Source organism: Acinetobacter rathckeae (assembly GCF_015627125.1).
GTDB classification, from domain to species: domain Bacteria; phylum Pseudomonadota; class Gammaproteobacteria; order Pseudomonadales; family Moraxellaceae; genus Acinetobacter; species Acinetobacter rathckeae.
Map to the genome: position 1 here is coordinate 230,790 of NZ_VTDO01000002.1, position 18,609 is coordinate 249,398.

The 18,609-nt window shown below is 39.2% G+C and carries 19 protein-coding genes and 1 tRNA gene; 4 read left to right on the forward strand and 16 right to left on the reverse strand.

The window, feature by feature from the left end:
- Nucleotides 1–84: 84 nt before the first annotated feature.
- Both I2F31_RS04530 and I2F31_RS04535 read right to left on the reverse strand, forming a co-directional pair.
- Nucleotides 85–861: a TrmH family RNA methyltransferase gene (locus tag I2F31_RS04530; RefSeq protein WP_195773518.1), complete on the reverse strand. Its 777-nt coding sequence runs from the start codon at nucleotides 859–861 to the stop codon at nucleotides 85–87.
- A 64-nt stretch (nucleotides 862–925) separates the two neighbouring features.
- Nucleotides 926–1,897, reverse strand: a complete 972-nt coding sequence (locus tag I2F31_RS04535; RefSeq protein ID WP_195773519.1) for a class 1 fructose-bisphosphatase — start codon at nucleotides 1,895–1,897, stop codon at nucleotides 926–928.
- 185 nt (nucleotides 1,898–2,082) lie between these two features.
- On the opposite strand from I2F31_RS04535, the gene I2F31_RS04540 reads away from it, so the two are divergent.
- Entirely contained in the window at nucleotides 2,083–2,295 is a 213-nt protein-coding gene (locus tag I2F31_RS04540; RefSeq protein ID WP_195773520.1) for an NF038105 family protein, read from the forward strand.
- Between the two features lie 19 nt (nucleotides 2,296–2,314).
- Here I2F31_RS04540 and pal read toward each other — a convergent pair whose 3' ends face one another.
- From pal to I2F31_RS04605, 13 genes are all read right to left on the reverse strand, one after another.
- Nucleotides 2,315–2,887, reverse strand: coding sequence for a peptidoglycan-associated lipoprotein Pal (gene pal / locus I2F31_RS04545; RefSeq protein WP_195773521.1), 573 nt, complete (start codon nucleotides 2,885–2,887; stop codon nucleotides 2,315–2,317).
- Nucleotides 2,888–2,904: 17 nt separating this feature from the next.
- Complete coding sequence (gene tolB, locus I2F31_RS04550; RefSeq protein ID WP_195768347.1) at nucleotides 2,905–4,191, reverse strand: Tol-Pal system beta propeller repeat protein TolB; 1,287 nt, start codon at nucleotides 4,189–4,191, stop codon at nucleotides 2,905–2,907.
- Nucleotides 4,192–4,277: 86 nt separating this feature from the next.
- Nucleotides 4,278–5,735: a cell envelope integrity protein TolA gene (gene tolA / locus I2F31_RS04555; RefSeq protein WP_195773522.1), complete on the reverse strand. Its 1,458-nt coding sequence runs from the start codon at nucleotides 5,733–5,735 to the stop codon at nucleotides 4,278–4,280.
- Between the two features lie 3 nt (nucleotides 5,736–5,738).
- Complete coding sequence (tolR, locus tag I2F31_RS04560; protein ID WP_195768349.1) at nucleotides 5,739–6,188, reverse strand: protein TolR; 450 nt, start codon at nucleotides 6,186–6,188, stop codon at nucleotides 5,739–5,741.
- A complete protein-coding gene (gene tolQ, locus I2F31_RS04565; RefSeq protein ID WP_195768350.1) occupies nucleotides 6,188–6,886 on the reverse strand; it encodes a protein TolQ in 699 nt (232 codons plus the stop codon). The genes tolR and tolQ overlap by 1 nt, the downstream gene beginning before the upstream one ends.
- 9 nt (nucleotides 6,887–6,895) lie before the next feature.
- Complete coding sequence (gene ybgC, locus I2F31_RS04570; protein ID WP_195768351.1) at nucleotides 6,896–7,330, reverse strand: tol-pal system-associated acyl-CoA thioesterase; 435 nt, start codon at nucleotides 7,328–7,330, stop codon at nucleotides 6,896–6,898.
- 13 nt (nucleotides 7,331–7,343) lie between these two features.
- On the reverse strand, nucleotides 7,344–8,351 hold the full coding sequence (gene ruvB, locus I2F31_RS04575; RefSeq protein ID WP_195768352.1) for a Holliday junction branch migration DNA helicase RuvB: 1,008 nt from the start codon (nucleotides 8,349–8,351) through the stop codon (nucleotides 7,344–7,346).
- 7 nt (nucleotides 8,352–8,358) lie between these two features.
- Nucleotides 8,359–8,976, reverse strand: a complete 618-nt coding sequence (ruvA, locus tag I2F31_RS04580; protein WP_195768353.1) for a Holliday junction branch migration protein RuvA — start codon at nucleotides 8,974–8,976, stop codon at nucleotides 8,359–8,361.
- A gap of 12 nt (nucleotides 8,977–8,988) precedes the next feature.
- On the reverse strand, nucleotides 8,989–10,329 hold the full coding sequence (locus I2F31_RS04585; RefSeq protein ID WP_195768354.1) for a deoxyguanosinetriphosphate triphosphohydrolase: 1,341 nt from the start codon (nucleotides 10,327–10,329) through the stop codon (nucleotides 8,989–8,991).
- 337 nt (nucleotides 10,330–10,666) lie between these two features.
- Nucleotides 10,667–11,575, reverse strand: a complete 909-nt coding sequence (gene htpX / locus I2F31_RS04590; protein ID WP_195768355.1) for a protease HtpX — start codon at nucleotides 11,573–11,575, stop codon at nucleotides 10,667–10,669.
- 144 nt (nucleotides 11,576–11,719) lie between these two features.
- The gene (locus I2F31_RS04595) at nucleotides 11,720–12,475 is read right to left on the reverse strand and encodes a lytic transglycosylase domain-containing protein (protein ID WP_195768356.1); all 756 of its coding nucleotides are present in this window, start codon (nucleotides 12,473–12,475) and stop codon (nucleotides 11,720–11,722) included.
- 171 nt (nucleotides 12,476–12,646) lie between these two features.
- Nucleotides 12,647–13,021 (reverse strand): SemiSWEET family sugar transporter, encoded by a 375-nt coding sequence (locus I2F31_RS04600; protein ID WP_213014811.1) that lies wholly within the window; start codon nucleotides 13,019–13,021, stop codon nucleotides 12,647–12,649.
- 62 nt (nucleotides 13,022–13,083) lie between these two features.
- On the reverse strand, nucleotides 13,084–14,466 hold the full coding sequence (locus I2F31_RS04605) for a mannitol dehydrogenase family protein (protein WP_195773523.1): 1,383 nt from the start codon (nucleotides 14,464–14,466) through the stop codon (nucleotides 13,084–13,086).
- A 784-nt stretch (nucleotides 14,467–15,250) separates the two neighbouring features.
- Between I2F31_RS04605 and ttcA the strand changes: the two genes are divergently transcribed.
- Complete coding sequence (ttcA, locus tag I2F31_RS04610; protein WP_195768359.1) at nucleotides 15,251–16,153, forward strand: tRNA 2-thiocytidine(32) synthetase TtcA; 903 nt, start codon at nucleotides 15,251–15,253, stop codon at nucleotides 16,151–16,153.
- 167 nt (nucleotides 16,154–16,320) lie between these two features.
- Nucleotides 16,321–16,710, forward strand: coding sequence for an SCP2 sterol-binding domain-containing protein (locus I2F31_RS04615; RefSeq protein ID WP_195768360.1), 390 nt, complete (start codon nucleotides 16,321–16,323; stop codon nucleotides 16,708–16,710).
- 105 nt (nucleotides 16,711–16,815) lie between these two features.
- On the opposite strand, the gene I2F31_RS04620 is transcribed toward I2F31_RS04615, so the two are convergent.
- Nucleotides 16,816–17,949, reverse strand: a complete 1,134-nt coding sequence (locus I2F31_RS04620) for a transglycosylase SLT domain-containing protein (protein ID WP_195773524.1) — start codon at nucleotides 17,947–17,949, stop codon at nucleotides 16,816–16,818.
- Nucleotides 17,950–18,502: 553 nt separating this feature from the next.
- On the opposite strand from I2F31_RS04620, the gene I2F31_RS04625 reads away from it, so the two are divergent.
- Nucleotides 18,503–18,592 (forward strand) — tRNA-Ser (locus I2F31_RS04625).
- Nucleotides 18,593–18,609 lie beyond the last annotated feature (17 nt).

The following is an 18,609-nucleotide window of genomic DNA, read 5'->3' on the forward strand; positions in this document are numbered from 1 at the left end:
GCTTGTCTAATATAACGTGCAATGGTTAAGTTCGGTTGACATTATAAAAAATTTATTTATCTAATGTCTTTGGTATGTAGGGCATTATATACGTTGTCTGACCATTTCAAAGAAACAAATTGAACCTGCAATGGCAACATTGAGAGACTCTTGGCCACCAGGTTGTGGAATAGTCACTGCTTTTGCATGGGCTAATGCAAATTCAGATACACCTTGACCTTCATTGCCAAGTACCCAAACACAAGGGTTTTTAAGATCTTGCTCGTACACAGTATTGGCTTGATGAGAGCTTGTCGCAAATACAGGAATTTTAAACTGTGGTAACACTGTTGTTAAGTCCACACGCTCAAAGCAACACAAAGAAAAGTGAGCCCCCATGCCTGCACGAAGTACGCGAGGTGACCATAGTGAAGCGACAGCAGGTGTACATAGAATTTGCTTAATGTTGGCTGCTGCTGCTGAGCGTAATAATGTACCTACATTACCAGGGTCTTGTACGTCATCTAAAATTAAGGTGTCAACATTGTAATTGATCGTTTGAGTATGTCTTGGAATATCAATCACAGCCAAGCAGGCAATGGTTGTGCCAAGTGTACTTAAACTCTTATACAGTGCTTCACTAATAATAAAGATATGGCCTGTGTGTAGCGCTTGAATGTCTTGTAAGTCAGGATGTTTTAGTGCGATTTCAGTGGTAAAAAACGCATGAATTTTTTGGCCGCTTTCTAGCCAAGCAATACATGCATGTGTGCTTTCTAAAACAGTTTGTTGCTGTTTCTTTCGATAATTGTTTTGCTCGATTAATGCACGTAGGTGTTTAATCTTAGGATTGTCTTTCGACTCTAGGTAAATGATAGACATCTTTTTCGCCAAAAAAAGTACAAAACATCATGTTTTGTACTAGGGGTAAAGTAATTAGGGCAGATTAGTGATAGCTTTTTAAAAGCTCAATCTCATCTTTTGCACCTAAAATGACAGGAACGCGTTGGTGTAATCCAGTCGGTTGAATATCCATAATACGCTCACGGCCTGTAGTTGAGTCACCACCTGCTTGTTCAATGAGCATACTCATCGGGTTTGCTTCATACATTAGGCGTAAACGACCTGGCTTACCTGTATTTTTAAGGTCGAAAGGGTACATGAAAATTCCGCCACGACTTAAAATACGATGTATATCGCCTACCATACATGCGATCCAACGCATGTTGAAGTCTTTACCTCGAACGCCTGTTTTGCCATCGAGTAATTCTGAAATATAGCGTTGAACAGGTTTTTCCCAATGTCTATGGTTTGATGAGTTAATCGCAAACTCTTGGGTTGTATGTGGAATGGTTACATTTTCTTGAGTTAAGACAAAATCTTTTAAATCAATGTCATAAGTAAATAAAATAACACCTGTGCCAAAGGTCAAAGCCAGCATGGTAGATGGCCCATACATGACATAACCTGCTGCAACTTGGCTTGTACCTGGTTGCATAAAGTCTTCGGCTTGAGTGATTTTATTCTTTGCAGGAAGTACAGAGAAAATACTACCCACACACATATTAATGTCGATGTTACTTGAACCATCAAGTGGATCAAACAACACTAAATATTCACCATTTTCTTGTGCAGGTAGAAACTCTTCAAGTTCTTCAGAGGCAAATCCACCTACATGAGGGTGTTTTTGGAGTGCATTGATAAATTGTTCGTTAGAGAAAATATCTAGATTCTTTTGTGTTTCACCTTGTACATTTTCATGTTCTGCACTGCCTAAAATGCCAGCAATTGCACCTTGTTGTAAGTTGTAGTCAATAATATTACAGCATGTGGCAATTGCATTGATAACCTCAGCAAGTTCAGTTGGTATTTTTCCCGTTTGTTGTTTTAAGTATTGGGACAAGGTGGTGTTCGACATAACGAGAGGCTCCGAAAAGTACAGTTTTTTCTTAGCAAAATAGTGAGCTGATGTATTATAGATGAAACTTGATTGTGTAAAGTTTTTCTAACGATGACCATGCATGTTTATTCTATGAGTGCTTACAATTTGCTAAGAACGTGCTATGTTTATTATATAACAAGTTTGCCTTGAAGGTGGCACAGATGACAACAAAAAGTTTTGATGAAATGCCAATAGCCACAGAGTCTTTAGATATAAATGAGATATCTGAGGAATCCAGCAAGCAAGCTTGGGCTGATTATGAAGTCAAGCCTGAATACAAGCAATATAATAAACATGATTTAATTGAATCATTTCAATCTTGCGAAAATGTGACTTTCACAAAATTAGACACAAAAAAAGTGCTCTATAAATAAGAGCACTTTATGGTGTTTGTTATGGGAGTAACAGCGGTGGTACGGCTTCGTAGTTAAGTTCCACACGGCGGTTTTCAGCCCATGCTTCTGGTGTATGTGCTGGGTTTACAGGCATTTCTTTACCATAACTAATGGCTTCAAGCTGACTTGCATTGACACCAATTGAAATTAAATAGCTTTGTACTGCTTTTGCACGTCGTTCACCTAAAGCCATGTTGTACTCACGTGTGCCACGTTCATCTGTATGACCTGTCAGTGCGACATGTGATGTTGGGTTGGCTTGTAAGAACTGTGCATGTGCTTGTAGTGTTTGGTAATCCGTTTGAGAAATTGCACTACTGTCAAAATCGAAATGTACAACATGATTTGCTAAGAAGGCTTTATTTTCTGCTGTTACACCTTTAGATGAGGCACCTTTAAGGTTTTTAGCATCTAAAGCTGCATCATCGCTGAGTCCATTGGTATTTACAGCCATGGGCGTTGGTGCTTCTGTCATGGGCGTTGTTGTTTGAGTGGCAGGTTTACGTGTTGCACACCCTGTAAACATGAGTGCGGACATAATGCACGGTAAAATGAGATACTTTTTATTCATTGTAGACTCCAGTCATTTTATTTAGGGGCCCAAGCAGGTTCTCGTACTTCACCTTGTTCGCTTGGTAGGTTCATTCTAAACTGCCCATTGAGTGATACGATGGATAACAGGCCACGATTTCCTTCTTGTGTGGCATATACAACCATCTGCCCATTTGGAGAAAAACTTGGAGATTCATCGAGGGTTGTTGGGGTGAGCACACTATACACACCAGAGTTTAGATCTTGTATTGCAATTTTGAAGCTGTTACCACTTTGACGACTGACCATCGCAAGTTTTCGGCCATCTGCACTTAATGTGCTACGTGCATTAAACGTACCTCTAAAGGTAAGGCGTTGAATTGAGGCATTGTCAAAGCTGTAGCGGTAAATTTGTGGTGAACCACCACGGTCAGATGTGAAAATAAATGATTTACCATCAGGGGCATATCTTGCTTCTGTATCTATGGCTGAATCTTTAGTAAGGCGTTCAATTTGGCGTGTTTCTAGGTTCATTTGGTAAATGTCTGGGTTACCGTCCATAGAACCTGTAAATAGCATAGATTTACCATCAGGGGAAAAGCTAGGTGCACCATTTAAACCTGGATAATTGGTGAGAACTTGTCTTTGACCTGTAGATAGGTCTTGTAAATAAATACGTGGTCTTTTGGTTTCGAATGATACATAACCAATAGACTTACCATCTGGTGTCCATGTAGGTGACAAAATAGGGTAGTGTGATGCCAATACTGTGATTGGTCTTTCACCATCTGTATCTGCAACTTGTAGTGTATAGCGTTGGTCAGGTAAGTTTGGATTACGTAGTACGTAAGCGATTCTACCACTAAAGCTACCTTGTATACCTGTAAGTGCTTGATAAATAGCATCACTAATGGCATGACCTGCTTGACGTACTCTAGAGACTGGTGCTGTGAGTACTTCATTCAGTAAAAACTGCTTTTTTTCAACATCAAACAGTTGGTAGTGAATTTGGTAACTATTTGGATCGGGTTGGCTGACTTTGCCGACAACAACGTAAGGCACACCTGCATTTGCCCAACTACTTGCATCTATGCTATTGAGTGAAGACGTTGAGGGTAAGTTTTTAGATGCACTGGTGAATTTTCCAGAATGATTAAGGTCATTCTCTACAATGGTATATATTTTTTGGTCACTGTCGAACGGTACAATGGCAATTTTGGGTGCGGTTGCATCTGGTGATTTAGCAATTTCCAGCTGTAATTGAGCCTGTGCAGAGGTTGTGATGACTGCACCACATGACAGTGCTAGCATAATTGCCAGTAAATGTTTACGGTTCATTTCCATAATTATTTTCACGTATAACAAAGGTTAAACTTAAGTCAAACTAGCATGATGCATACTAATTTAACCCAAATAGATTAAGTAAAGTGTTACTGTGCTGTAAATGTTGCATTAACAGTTTGTGCTTCACGTCTTGCATCTGGGTCAGATGGCATTGGGTAAGGTGCTGCTTGTCTAATCGCGGCTTCAACACTCGCTTTAACATCTGGATCGCTTGCCGTCACGAGTACAGATGCGACTTGGCCTGAAGCGGTAAGCATGAGGCGCACTGTTGCTTTTTTACCGCTGGTACCTGGTGGTACATCCCAAGTTCTTTCAATCTTTTTGGTAAATTGATTTTTTGCATCAGATGCAATTCGTTTTGCTTCGGCTTTTTTATTTGCTGCTGCATCAGCTTCAGCTTGTTGCTTTGCTTCGGCCTCCGCTTTTTGTTTAGCAAGGTTCGCCTGTTTTTTAGCCTCTAAATCAGCTTTATGTTTTGCGTCTGCTTCAGCTTTTTGCTTAGCTAAGTTTGCTTGTTTTTTAGCCTCTAAATCAGCTTTATGTTTTGCGTCTGCTTCAGCTTTTTGCTTAGCTAAGTTTGCTTGTTTTTTAGCCTCTAAATCAGCTTTATGTTTTGCGTCCGCCTCGGCTTTTTGTTTAGCAAGATTGGCTTGTTTTTTAGCATCTGCCTCAGCTTGGCGTTTTTCTTCCGCTTCGGCTTTTTGCTTAGCAAGGTTAGCTTGTTTTTTAGCTTCTACATCAGCTTTATGTTTTGCGTCCGCCTCGGCTTTTTGCTTGGCAATGTTTGCTTGTTTTTTAGCATCTGCCTCAGCTTGACGTTTTTCTTCCACCTCTGCTTTTTGCTTAGCAAGATTGGCCTGTTTTTTAGCTTCTAAATCGGCTTGACGTTTTTCCTCAGCTTCAGCTTTTTGCTTAGCTAAGTTGGCTTGTTTTTTAGCATCTGCCTCAGCTTGACGTTTTTCTTCCGCCTCGGCTTTTTGCTTGGCAAGGTTCGCCTGTTTTTTAGCTTCTAAATCGGCTTGACGTTTTTCCTCAGCTTCAGCTTTTTGCTTAGCTAAGTTGGCTTGTTTTTTAGCATCTGCCTCAGCTTGACGTTTTTCTTCAGCTTCTGATTTTTGTTTAGCAAGGTTTGCTTGCTTTTGAGCTTCTAAATCAGCTTCACGCTTTGCATCTGCTTCGGATTGTTCTTTAGCCTTGGTTTCTTCCTGACGTTTTTTTTCTGCATCTGCCTTTTGTTTACTCAGGAGTGTTTGTTGAGCCGCTGTGGCTAATGCAAGCGTCTCTGCAACGTTTTGATGATCACTTGGTGCTTCAGAAGCTTGGGTCGTTGTAGGCGTTTCTTGTTGTGTATCTTCACTCTTGTTTTGAAAAGGTGTGAGCTGATCTGCACTGACTAAAAATGTTTTAATTTCTTTGGGTGGTTTTGGGGGAGGTGTTGTACCTAAATAGAGCAGGCCTGTTAAGGCAACAGCATGTACACCCACCGTAAAACCAAGGGCTTTAATATTATCTTTTTGAGCATACTTTTGTTGAAATTTTTTCATACATTATTTGGTGGTGTCGGTGAGTAAACCCACTTGGGTCAGGCCAGCATCTTGTAATGATGCCATGAGAGCAACAACTTCACCATAAGGTCTAGATTTTGCACCATTAATAAGTACAGTCAGTTGTTTTTGCTGACTTTGTGCTTGATTTTGCTCATCGGTTAACGCAGTTTTTAGTGTGTCGAGTGACATTTTTTGGTCTTTATATTGACCATACTGCAATAAGTACTCTCCCTGTTCATTTAAACTCACAATCGCAGGGGGAGATTTTGCTTCAAAGGGTTGTGAATTGGCTTTTGGTAGGTCTACTTTTAGACTACTGGTAATCATGGGTGCTGTGACCATAAAAATAACCAAAAGTACCAGCATGACATCGATATACGGAACGACATTCATATCGCTTTTAAGCGGTTTTTTGATGCGTGCAAAACGTCCTGAGCGCTGTATTGCCATTATGCACGATCCTTCGTCGCTTCAATTGATTGACGTTGTAGTACGGTAATCATTTCTTCTGCAAAAAGTGCTCGGTCTGAATAAATGGCTTCACTTTTTGAGGTGAATCTGTTAAATGCCAAGACCGATGGAATCGCTGCAAAAAGACCAATTGCAGTTGCAATAAGTGCTTCTGCAATACCCGGTGCAACTGTAGCAAGGGTTACTTGTTCTACCGCAGAAAGTCCAATAAATGCATTCATAATGCCCCAGACTGTGCCAAATAGACCAATATAAGGCGCAACTGAGCCAATGCTTGCTAAGCCACTTAACCCTTGCTCTAGACGGCTTTGATCTCTTGAGAGCCCAACATGCAGTATGCGTTCAGTACCATCCATTTTTTGGCTAATGGTACTTTCACTTTTTTGTAATCTGGTAAACTCAAGGTAGGCATCATAGAAAATATCTTCAAGGCCACGGCGTTGTGAGTTAAGTTGTGCATTGTTAAATAGGGTGTTCAGTTCAGCACCAGACCAAAAGATTTTTTGAAAGTGTTCATCTTCTTTGCCGGCCTTGTTGAACCCCATGGAAAGTTTTGCAATCACATACCAGCTGTAGAACGATGCAAATAAAAGAATGAGCATGACCGCTTGAACAACAGGGCTTGCTTGTAAAACGAGATCACTGATGTGTAGTGATGTAGCATTTGGAGTGGTCATAATATACGTTTAGTTCTGTTTTACTGGTGGCTGAGATATTGCTTTTATTTCTTGGGGTAATCTGCAAGGGGCCATATTCGCATTTAAGCATGCCAATTCGACCTTGCCTGTAACAAGCAGGATTTCACCACGATAAATATTTTGTTGCAATACTAAAGATGCACTTTTACAACAAATAACCTCTACACCCACATGTACGAGGTCATCCATCAGAATTGGCTTAAGGTATTTTAGGTCGACATGTCGTACCACAAAGCTGTAGTCTGTTTGATGCCAGTAATGTGCAACACCTGAAGCACGTAACCATTCTGTGCGGGCACGTTCCATGAAAGACAGATGGTTAGCATGGTAAACAATACCACCTGCATCGGTGTCTTCTATATAAACACGAACTGGAAACCAAAATGTATTGTTATTGTCTGGATGTTGACTAAGTTGTGACATATCAAACCTATATTTATTGTGTTGTTTTTTCTGGTGGTGTTAGGCCAAATTGTAAATAAGCCATATTGGTTGCAATACGCCCTCTAGCGGTACGCATGACATAGCCTTGTTGTATAAGGTATGGCTCGATGACATCTTCAATTGTACCACTGTCTTCGGCCATTGCTGCAGCCAGTGCTTCTACACCTGCAGGGCCACCATCGAAGCGTTCTATGAGCATACTGAGGTAGCGACGATCTAGCGTATCTAACCCTGAACGATCTACATTTAGCATATCTAATGCCAGTTGGGCAATCTCTTGGGTGATTTCGCCTGTGCCTTTCACTTGTGCGTAATCTCTTGCTCTACGTAATAGACGGTTAGCAATACGTGGTGTACCTCTAGAGCGTTGAGCAATTTCTTTTGCCCCTGCTTGTGTTGTAGGTACATCCATGAGTCGTGCTGAACGTTCAACAATAAATGTTAAATCTTCGACAGAATAGAACTCTAGTCGTTGCACAATACCAAAACGATCACGTAGTGGGGAGGTGAGTAAGCCTGCTCGTGTCGTAGCAGCAACAAGTGTGAACTGGGGTAAATCGAGTTTAATTGAGCGAGCGGCAGGGCCTTCACCAATCATGATATCTAGCTGGTAGTCTTCCATGGCTGGATATAAAATTTCTTCAATGACTGGAGAAAGTCGATGAATTTCATCAATAAATAAAACATCACCTTCTTCTAGGTTGGTGAGCAAGGCGGCCAAGTCACCTGCACGTTCGAGTACTGGGCCTGAGGTTGACTTTAAGCTACCGCCCATCTCTCTTGCAATAATATTGGCCAGTGTGGTTTTACCCAAACCTGGAGGGCCAAAAATGAGGGTGTGGTCGAGTGCTTCACCACGTCCTCTGGCTGCCCCAATAAAGATTTCCATTTGCTCTCTCACCACAGGCTGACCAATATAGTCACTGAGTGTTGTTGGGCGAATGGCTCGATCAATTTGGTCTTCTGGCTTTTCAAAGCCACTTATCATTCTATCTTGCATGGCTATGTTATTTCATCATCGATTTAAGTGCAGCACGAATCATATCGGCCACTTCGGTGTGTTGGTCTTTGACTGATGCAATGACTTTTTTGGCTTCAAGTGGTTTGTAGCCAAGTGATTGCAGTGCCGCTTCTGCTTCTGCAACTGCAGTATGTGCTGAAAAGGTTGCTATATTATCTGTTGTGCTTTGTAATGTAGATGCTGTTGTCGTGCTGTGGTGTTGTAATGCTTTAATTCGATCTCTTAAATCAATCATTAAGCGTTCAGCTGTTTTTTTACCAACGCCAGGCACTTTGGTTAGGGTATTAATATCATCATGTTCGATGGTTTGTATCAGTAGATCTACACTAAGGGTGGATAAAATACCCAGTGCCATTTTAGGTCCAACGCCAGTGACTTTGAGCAAGGTGCGAAAGATGGTTTTTTCACGTGCTTCTGCAAAACCATATAGTAATTGTGCATCTTCTCGCACAGAGAGATGTGTCCATAGTGTGATCGTTTGGCCTTTTTGTAGCTGACAGAAGGTAGATAAAGGTGTATCTATTTCATAACCCACACCATGTACTTGAAGTAGTACTGTCGGTGCTTCAAGTGCAACCACCTCGCCAGTTAAGCAACCAATCATGTCGTGTCCTTTTTATCTGTATGTAGGTCGTTGACCTTGTAAAATTTGTGCAATATCGTAAGCTTGATGGTCTGAAAATTTACCGACAATATCTAAGACTTGCATAATATTTTCGTAATGACTTGCACCAAAATGAATGCCATATTGTTGTAAAATGGTCATGAGTTTTTGGTCTTTAAAACTGAGTTGACGTGCAGGGTCGGCGAGTGGAACAAATGCATCTAAGATGTGCTGTAGGCTCATATGTGCCACAATTTCTAAGTCCATTTTTTGTCTATGTGCAAAAATTTTGTCTCTTGCTAAGGTTTTTGCAGCATCAATGCCCTGAGCAATGTCAGGTGAACAATATTGGAGAAGTGTACCCTTAAATTGGCCTCTTAAAATATCTGTTTGATATTTTGCAAATGTACTTGCCACTTCTTCTACGAGTCTTTTCATGGCACGGCCACGTAGGGCAGAAATTTTTTGTTGCCATGTTACCCATGTGAGTGAAAGTTCATGGGGTATGCCATAGTCTGCAATCAGTTGTATAAAAATAGGTTCAACTTCTTCATAGCTGAGCATGTCTAAACTGATGCCATCTTCTAGGTCGATGAGAGCATAGCAAATGTCATCTGCAGCTTCTAATAAATAAGTGAGGGGATGGCGACAGTAGTGGTAGGGGCCGAGTTCAATCAGTCCTAATTTGTTGGCAATATTTTCTAGGATATGTTTTTCACTTTGATAGCAACCAAATTTACTGCGTTGATACGCTTGCTTAGTGTCATCATTGCTAATGATATGAGATAGCCACGGGTATTTAAGGTATGTACCAAGTGTTGCAAACGTCAGGCGCATGCCACCATCTTCTGGGTGGTCATCTATGCGTGTAATCAGGCGTAGGCCTTGAGCATTGCCTTCAAACTGTCTGACATCTGCTTGTTCTTCGGGGCTCAGTTGGTCAAGTTTCCCTTGTTTTGCGGCATGGTCAAACCACTCTCTAATGGCATATTCACCTGCATGGCCAAAAGGTGGGTTGCCAATATCATGTGCAAGACAAGCGGCTTGAATAATGGCACCAACATCTGTGGGGTCTATCCATGATGGTAAATCATCTTTAATTTTTTCGGCAGCTAACATCCCTAATGAACGACCAATACAAGACACTTCTAATGAGTGAGTCAAGCGAGTATGTACACCATCGTTTTGGGTCAGTGGGTGCACTTGTGTTTTTCTGTTGAGCTGTCTAAAACTTTGTGAAAATACAATGCGGTCATAGTCCTTATGAAAAGGGCTTCTGCCCAGTTCACTATGACTTTTTTTGCTTCCTAGCCGAATGGCGGAAAGTAGTTCTAGCCAACGCATTTCTTTCATTAATTTTAATAAGTTCCTTGTAGTGGTTGTTTACATCATGCCAAAAAATTGCAGGATTCTCTAGTCACTTGCGTCAAAATTTGTCGCAGTATTTGGATATTTGTTTGGAATTTTAACGATATCTGATAGGCATATAAAATATTGGCTTTTATGATTGGTATTCATTTGAATTAAGTTTTATTTAAGCTTCGGTTTTTATTATACAAAACATAGGAATTCTGCTGTAATTTCCTATTTTTGGGCCATACTCCTACTGACAGAGTATGGCTTTTTTTTATCTGTAAAATATGCCTTTTAAGTGAAAACGCAATATTTAAGAGGTTAGATTTTGCTGTAATTACGGGCAGTTTAAGCGTTGTAATGCAGCAACACGTTGTTCAATGGTTGGGTGCGTTTGAAATAAAGCACTTAAACTGAAGCCACCTTGCTCTTTACCTTCGGTAATCGCTAGTGCTTTCATTTCTTTTGGCATTTGATCAGGTAATTCAGTTTCTGCTTGTAAACGCAGTAAGGCTGAAATCATGGCTTGCTTACCTGCGAGCTGTGCACCTGCTTCATCTGCACGGTACTCACGGTAGCGCGAGAACCACATCACGACAGCACTTGCTAAAATACCAAATACAATGTCTAACACCATCGTAATAATAAAGTAGGCAATACCAGGGGCTTCACCGTCTTCACGACCAAAAACATTGCGGTCAATAAAGTCACCGACGACGCGAGCAAAGAACATCACAAATGTGTTCACGACACCTTGAACTAAAGACAGTGTGACCATATCACCATTGGCAACGTGACCAATTTCGTGTGCAAGCACTGCACGCAATTCGTTTTGATTCATGCGTTCAAGTAAACCGCTAGACACGGCAACTAAGGCATCATTTTTATTCCAACCTGTTGCAAAAGCGTTTGATTGGTAAGAATGAAAGATACCGACTTCTGGCATTTTAATACCAGCACGTTGTGATAAATCAGCAACCATTTGCAGTAAAACAACTTCTGCTTGGCTACGTGGTGCATTCGGGTTAATAAGTTCTGTACCCGTGGTTTTTTTCGCCATCCACTTTGACATGAATAACGATACAAAAGAGCCAACCATACCAAACACAAAACAGACAACCAGTAAGTTACCTAACTTTAGACCGCCTGCGCCGTGATAACTCCCGACACCTAAAACTGACAAAATAAGACCAGCGACAACTAGTACCGCGAGGTTGGTTAGCAAAAACAAACCAATCCGCATCATTGAGTAGATCCTCTATAATAGAAAAAAGAAGTTATTGTTTATTTATAAACAATAAACCTTAGTATTTACTATGTGGCTTGGTTTTTTAAATTTCAAGCACTATTTGTTAGATTTTTGAATATTATCTGCCAAGAGAGCATCATATTATTTTTGTACGAGTACTTCAGTAAATGTACCATCTGCAGTTTGAATAATTTTTTTACGATACTTTGAGCTATCTACATTTGTTTGTGTTGTTTTTTTTGTACTTGGCACTGTGTTTGACGTACTGGTATTTAGACCTAACTGTGTTTGATATAGGTTGTGGTAGCGACTGAGTACACGTTCTACATAGTTCTGTGTTTCTTTAAAGGGGGGGATACCCCCATATTTGTTGACGTTACCTACACCTGCATTATATGCCGCGAGTGCTAAAGGCGTATTGCCATTAAATTGCTTTAATAATAACGCAATATATTTTGCTCCACCATGAATATTGGCCTCAGGATTAAAGCTGTCAGATACATTTAAATGCTTTGCTGTTGCTGGCATGAGTTGCATCAGCCCCTGAGCTCCTACAGGTGATTTTGCATAAATATTAAAACTAGACTCTGTGTGCATAATGGCTTTAATAAGCCCTTCAGGTACGCCGTGCTTTTGTGCGGCACTACTAATAATTGTATCGAAGGCATTTTTGTTTTTACTAAAACTAGGTAGTACTGCAGACTCATTTTTTCCCCAGTTTTTATAGCGATGAATATTACTGTCTGGGTAATAAGTGACAGTCACTTTTTTTAACTGTTTATTGGATTGGGCTTGGTTGGTAAGCAGTATATCACCATTGGCATCTTGGTAAGTATAAATATTGCCTGCATGGCTTGTAGAGGATGTATAAATACCATGTGTTGCAAGTAAAAGCATGAGCACGTGATGTTGTTTCAATATGAGTGATATTCGATGAAGAGATTGACTAATGCTTTTATCAATTTAGAAAATGAAAAGCAAGTAGAAATATGGTAAAGCAATAGTTTGATGATGAGTAAGACCTAATATGGCGTGGTCTTACTCGTCATCAACACGATCGTGTGAGTATTAGCTGATTTGCTGTTGGCGTACAGCAGTTGGTGTTTTAGCTTGAATCTTTGCTTTTAACTTTTTTTGCATAGGCCTTTCGTTATATAACTTGAGTATGATCACAATAATTGCAAGTATGGCTGTGAGTCCATTGGCAGTCATGACTGGAATATCATTCATTTTATAACCATAAAATGTCCAACTGGTAACGCCAAAAAATAATGCAGCATACATGCCTAAAGACACACCTTTTGTGTCTTTTTGGCGAATCATGTGAATTACTTGTAACGAAAAAGATCCTGTAGTGACCCATGCTGCTAAGGTGCCGAGTGCAACAGGCCAACGATAGAGCACAGCAACTGAAATAAATACTGCAACAACCGTTGCGATCACGCAGTAAACACTCCTCCGATACTGTTTAGTCATCATCTTTTCCTTATTGTTTGTGTTTATCTTCACTCGGTGATGTTAAACGAGTGAATTGTTTTGATGAGCTCTGTATAAAAAGTTTTTTGCTCAGCCAGTGAGCCAAACAGGCCTGTATGTGTTGCAAACGCAGATACAGGGTCTGAGTGTTCAAAAACTTTATCAATGGCTACATCATTTAACGCACTATCTAGGTATTTAAAAGACAGTTGACCTTGGTGGTACTGTTGTAAAAAATAAAAATATAAAGCGACAAGTTGAAGTGCGTACTGTGGAGTTTTACCGAGCTCTAAGCAGTCTTTAATGGTCGGTAAAATAAAGCCACGTAGTTTGGAGATACTGTCTGAAGCCACTCGAGCAACCGTATCTTTGACGTATGGACTACTAAAGCGGTCTAAGATGGTTTGACATTCAACATCGGTATTGATGCTGATGTGATGGCTTTCTAAAGCATCTTTAACATCATATTTAGCATAATTTGTCAGTATGTTGCAAATTGATGGCGCTAAAGTTTCATGAATAAAAGTATGTTTTTGTAGTGCACCAAACCAAGAAAGTCCGCTATGACTGGCATTAAGCAGTCTAATTTTAGCTTCCTCATAGGGCATAACATCTTCTACAAATTCAACACCGACTTTAGAGAGTTGAGGGTAGTCAGTAACAAAATCTTTTTCCAAAACCCATCGAGTGTAATGTTCACATGTAATTGGGACGGCATCAGATTGCTCTAGTTGCGCTTGAACACGCTTAATACTTTGTGTATTGACTTGAGGGGTAATGCGGTCAACCATACTGTTTGGTGTTGAAGTGAACTGTTCGATCCATGCTAAGAGTTCTATATTTCCTTTGGCTTGGACAAAATCATATAACCCTTTGGCAAAGCTGTCGCCATTACTGCGTAAATTATCACAACATAATAATGTCACTGCACCACTATGCTGTTGCATGCGTAAATTAAGTATGTCGTAAAGTACCCCATACAGGGTTTGAATTTCACCACTACCTAAAAGGTCATGCTGAATTGCAGGGTGGTCTAAGTCAAGCTGGTTATTCTCTTTGAGAAAGTAACCGCCCTCAGTTACTGTAAAAGAAATGATTTTAGTGTTTGGGTTCGCACCAACTTTTACAGTTGATTGAAGCCGATGGTCCCATAATAAAATTTGGTCAAGACATTCGATGGTTTGATAATTGAACTCTCCTGAAGGAGAAATCATTTCGAGTGTGTAGTCTCCATTTTGTTGTTGCAGTTGTTTAAGCGTTTCTTGAGATGAACTGTTGCGAATATTTGCTAAGCTCACTTGCCACGCTTGTTTTCCTTCTTGATTGAGTTGATTTAAATAATATGCTTGGTGTGCTCTGAAAAAGGCACTTGCGCCTAAATGTAGCCAAATATTTTCAGAGTTGGGTTCCATACTCTGCCTACTCAAACTAGCTCCTTCCTCTGTAGAGGTTTTTTTGATCACTTTTAGCTTAGCATTAACTGAGACAAAATAAAAAACAACTTGGCATAGATTAAGGGGTTTTAGCCTCAAATCTATGGGGGTTATGTATAAATAGACTCTCTTTTTTTTTGTTTTTATGAATGTTTTTTAAGTTGTAAAATATTGTTTTTAATGTATATAAAATTTATATTTTCTTTTTTTAGTTGTTTTTTATACAACGTATTAGATTTTGTAACAATTTAGACATATTTATTTTTATCTTTTGATATTTTATACCACATGATTTGTTACACATTGTAAATTGTTGATCTTTTCAGCATTTTTGTTTTATGAAAAAAAATTAAAAATATTTTTAATTTTTTTGTCTTGACTTAATTAAGTTGTTGTTTATAAATAATTTTATTTAGAGGTTAAAAAATAACCAAACCAATGCAAAGCCTTATGCTACGTGTGCTTAGTTTTGTCAAGATGGTGACAATCCACAGGTTTATCCACAGTTTTTGTGGAAAACTGAGTTGAGGAAAATGATTTATTTCGATTGTTGCTGAAATTGCTTAATAATTGATAGATTTTGCTTGCTAGGTTTATTTTTTACCTTAAAAAATGACTTTATATATGAAAATGCTACATGATAAAACAGATGTGTTTGACGTTTAAATTGAAATATCTTATGTAATTGATTGATAAGATAGATGCGAATAAGGAAAGAATCATATAAAATTGCCATCTATTTTTTTTAATGGTTTGCATCGTCATGTACTCTCCAATTGAGTCCCAACAAGGATTTAATTTTAAGCCTGAATTGCCAACAAGTTCATCGTATTATCGGTTGTTAAAGAAACTGCGTAGGCAGGTAGGTCATGCTATTCGTGATTTTAAAATGATCGAAGAGGGTGATAAAGTGATGGTGTGTATTTCTGGTGGGAAAGACAGTTATACCTTGCTTGACATTTTATTGCAGTTTAAGCGTATTGCACCAATTCATTTTGATGTAGTTGCTGTGAACTTGGATCAAAAACAGCCAGGTTTCCCAGAAGATGTTTTGCCAAAGTATTTAGAAGAAAATAATATTCCGTATTATATTTTAGAAAAAGATACGTATAGCATTACAAAAAAACTGACACCAGAAGGTAAGACCTATTGTGCTGTGTGCTCACGTTTACGCCGTGGCTCGCTATATGGCTTTGCACAAGAAATTGGGGCAACTAAGGTAGCTTTAGGGCATCACCGTGATGATATTATTGCGACCTTCTTTTTAAACTTGTTTCATGGCGGTAGCTTAAAAGCGATGCCACCGAAACTTTTGTCTTCAGATAAGAAAAATATTTTGATTCGTCCACTGGCGTATGTGGAAGAAAAAGATATTATTAAATATGCCCAAATGCGTAAGTTCCCGATTATTCCATGTAATTTATGTGGTTCGCAGGAGAATTTACAGCGTGCAATGCTCAACGATATGTTGCGTGAGTGGGATAAAGCACATCCTAAGCGTTTACACAGCATTTTTGGTGCATTACAAAATGTTGCACCATCGCAATTAGCAGATCGTGAGTTATTTGACTTTGAAAAGTTAGATGAGCAACGTGAGACTGAGGCAAAAAGCCCTGAATCAGATAAAAACAAACTAGACGTTGTTAATTTAGGTTATATGGCATAATGAGCACAGAAAGAGGAGCGATATACATATATCGCTCCTTTAAATCGTGTTGTACCATTTATAACAATTTTTAGATGATATATACGCCACCACATGTTAACGGTAGATGTAATCATCATTTTGACGATGTTTGTCGTTTAAAATTTAAATAAGTTAAAGGAAGTAGTATGCCTGTATTTTTAACCGAAGAATGGTTTTCTCAAGTTGAAACACTCACAGCTCAAGCAGGAGATTTAAACTTATCACCTGCGTTGCAGAACTTAATCATTAATTTGATTGTGTCTGACTCAGAAACAGGCGTAAAAGAGCTTTCTTTAGCAGCGGGGAAGTTACAAAAAGGGCTTGCTGAACATGCGAAAACGACATTAACAATGAATGCACAAACCTTGAGAAAAGTATTTCTAGAGTTTGATATGACTGCAGCCATGCAAGCATTTATGACTGGTAAAATTAAAGTACAAGGTGATATGTCGCAGCTGATGGCATTACAGACAGCAAAACCAAGCCCAGTGCAAAAAGAGTTATTCCGTAATATTTTGGCACATACTCAGTTATGATCATGTGGTAGTGGTTATGTAAGAGGGGGGGCATTTATATATGCTGTTAGAACCTTCTTAGCTATAAAAAAATGAGCGTTATGCTCATTTTTTTATAGCTAAATTTTATACTTCAACCGTAGAAGTATAATTGCTTTGAATATGTTCGAGATACGCACGTATACGCGTCACATATTGTACAGCTTGTCTATATTTACCATTTGAGGCTTGATTTGCCTTTAGGTAGCTGTAAATGTTAATCCATTCATTAGGGTTTTTGCCCTGTTTAGATACTTTAGATTGTATCGCTGATAAAGCACCAGGTCCCATGTTGTAAGCAACCAAGGCATACCATCCACGATCAGGATAGGCAATTTCATCATATTGCTCTAGCAGTTGATCTAAGTACTTCGCACCACCTTGTATGCTTTGCTGCGGGTTGTCTCTGTCTGTAACACCCATGGCTTTTGCTGTGTTGTTGGTGAGCATCATTAAGCCACGAACGCCTGTGGCAGATACTGAATTAGGCTTAAGGTATGACTCTTGATACCCCATGGCAGCTAAAAATTGCCAATCAAGATTATACTTTTGTGCTTCTCGTTTAAAGCTTGCCTTGTAAATTGGCATACGCTTTTTAAGGTCTTGTTCAATGGTTTCCCAAGCGTCTTCATCTACTGTATTGTGGTTGTAGAAAGAGGCCAGCTGGTCAATGTATCCATTGTCATTGGCTTTACAGGTAAAACCTGTGGCTGTTTGTGCCAATGGATCAGCTGCATTATTAACGACTAAGTTAATGTTGCTTGATAGACCATGTTTTTCAAGTGAGTTTAGGTTGCCACATGTTGCTGAAAAAAAGTTTAATTTCTTTTTTTCTATGGTTTGCATCGGTGCATTGGTTAAAGCCATGTTTGCTTTACCATCTGCAACCAATTGAAGTGCAGTTGCATCGTCAGCAACAATTTTAAAGTCAAGCTGAACATTTAAACTTTTTGCGTAGTTACGCATGAGGTCATAGCCAAAGCCATGTAAGCTTTGGCCATTATTAAATACTGTATTCGGGCTTTTCACCGAGACTACAGTTAGGCGATTGTTGTTCATTACGTCTACATATTGGTTGGTTTCTTTTTTAGAACCAATGGCATGTAGCTGTAATAAAGGTAGCATGGCAAGTGCTGTGATAACAGATAAGCGAACGGGCAGTTTTTGGGTTTGACATGTAAGACGCAAACGCCTCGCTACATCCGATAAGTTTTTTTGCATAGTGACTCCACGACAGAGAATAACCACCCAATGAGGCTAAAAAAAGACAGATGTCTAATGCCTACGTAAGTTGCTAAAGTGTTGAGGGGGTAGTCATGTTTGCTATGTTGATAGCAAGAATTAAAGTTGGATTTATATCGTATGGAAGTAATTAAATTACTTTACTTACAATATAGGTGAAAAAATAGCCATGTTGTGAGATTGGGTGAATAATAATGTGCTGAATATCAAAAGTCAAACTTGACTTTTTTAAATAAATGAAATTTAAAATCTAAAATTTAAATTGTTACAAATTTTTATGATTAAACTCAATCATTTAATTTGATTCTTCTATCATAAAAATAATGCAAATTTTTTTGATCATCCTTGCAAAAATTTATGTGTGTCTGCTTAGAAAATAGACTTTTTTAGGGGGGGTGGGGTGAAATGTACTTCCAATGAAAAGCAATGGAAATATTTTGATATGCTGTTGGTTTTTTTTTGTGCTTTTAGACGAGTCCTAGACATAAAACATTTGCAATGTAATCATTTTGTTTATATTATTACGCACATTGGAAGCGTGGCAGAGCGGTTTAATGCACCGGTCTTGAAAACCGACGAGGGTTTACCCCCTCCGTGAGTTCGAATCTCACCGCTTCCGCCAAATATACTGTTCTACAC

Excerpts from the sequence above, each read along its gene's own strand:
- pal (WP_195773521.1), bottom strand. The coding sequence starts at position 2,887 with ATGAATAAAAAGTATCTCATTTTACCGTGCATTATGTCCGCACTCATG.
- ttcA (WP_195768359.1), top strand. The coding sequence starts at position 15,251 with ATGTACTCTCCAATTGAGTCCCAACAAGGATTTAATTTTAAGCCTGAA.
- tolQ (WP_195768350.1), bottom strand. The coding sequence starts at position 6,886 with ATGACCACTCCAAATGCTACATCACTACACATCAGTGATCTCGTTTTA.
- ruvA (WP_195768353.1), bottom strand. The coding sequence starts at position 8,976 with ATGATTGGTTGCTTAACTGGCGAGGTGGTTGCACTTGAAGCACCGACA.
- I2F31_RS04530 (WP_195773518.1), bottom strand. The coding sequence starts at position 861 with ATGTCTATCATTTACCTAGAGTCGAAAGACAATCCTAAGATTAAACAC.
- I2F31_RS04620 (WP_195773524.1), bottom strand. The coding sequence starts at position 17,949 with ATGCAAAAAAACTTATCGGATGTAGCGAGGCGTTTGCGTCTTACATGT.
- I2F31_RS04595 (WP_195768356.1), bottom strand. The coding sequence starts at position 12,475 with ATGCTTTTACTTGCAACACATGGTATTTATACATCCTCTACAAGCCAT.
- ruvB (WP_195768352.1), bottom strand. The coding sequence starts at position 8,351 with ATGCAAGATAGAATGATAAGTGGCTTTGAAAAGCCAGAAGACCAAATT.
- ybgC (WP_195768351.1), bottom strand. The coding sequence starts at position 7,330 with ATGTCACAACTTAGTCAACATCCAGACAATAACAATACATTTTGGTTT.
- I2F31_RS04615 (WP_195768360.1), top strand. The coding sequence starts at position 16,321 with ATGCCTGTATTTTTAACCGAAGAATGGTTTTCTCAAGTTGAAACACTC.
- I2F31_RS04540 (WP_195773520.1), top strand. The coding sequence starts at position 2,083 with ATGACAACAAAAAGTTTTGATGAAATGCCAATAGCCACAGAGTCTTTA.
- I2F31_RS04605 (WP_195773523.1), bottom strand. The coding sequence starts at position 14,466 with ATGGAACCCAACTCTGAAAATATTTGGCTACATTTAGGCGCAAGTGCC.
- tolB (WP_195768347.1), bottom strand. The coding sequence starts at position 4,191 with ATGGAAATGAACCGTAAACATTTACTGGCAATTATGCTAGCACTGTCA.
- I2F31_RS04535 (WP_195773519.1), bottom strand. The coding sequence starts at position 1,897 with ATGTCGAACACCACCTTGTCCCAATACTTAAAACAACAAACGGGAAAA.
- tolA (WP_195773522.1), bottom strand. The coding sequence starts at position 5,735 with ATGAAAAAATTTCAACAAAAGTATGCTCAAAAAGATAATATTAAAGCC.
- htpX (WP_195768355.1), bottom strand. The coding sequence starts at position 11,575 with ATGATGCGGATTGGTTTGTTTTTGCTAACCAACCTCGCGGTACTAGTT.
- tolR (WP_195768349.1), bottom strand. The coding sequence starts at position 6,188 with ATGGCAATACAGCGCTCAGGACGTTTTGCACGCATCAAAAAACCGCTT.
- I2F31_RS04585 (WP_195768354.1), bottom strand. The coding sequence starts at position 10,329 with ATGAAAGAAATGCGTTGGCTAGAACTACTTTCCGCCATTCGGCTAGGA.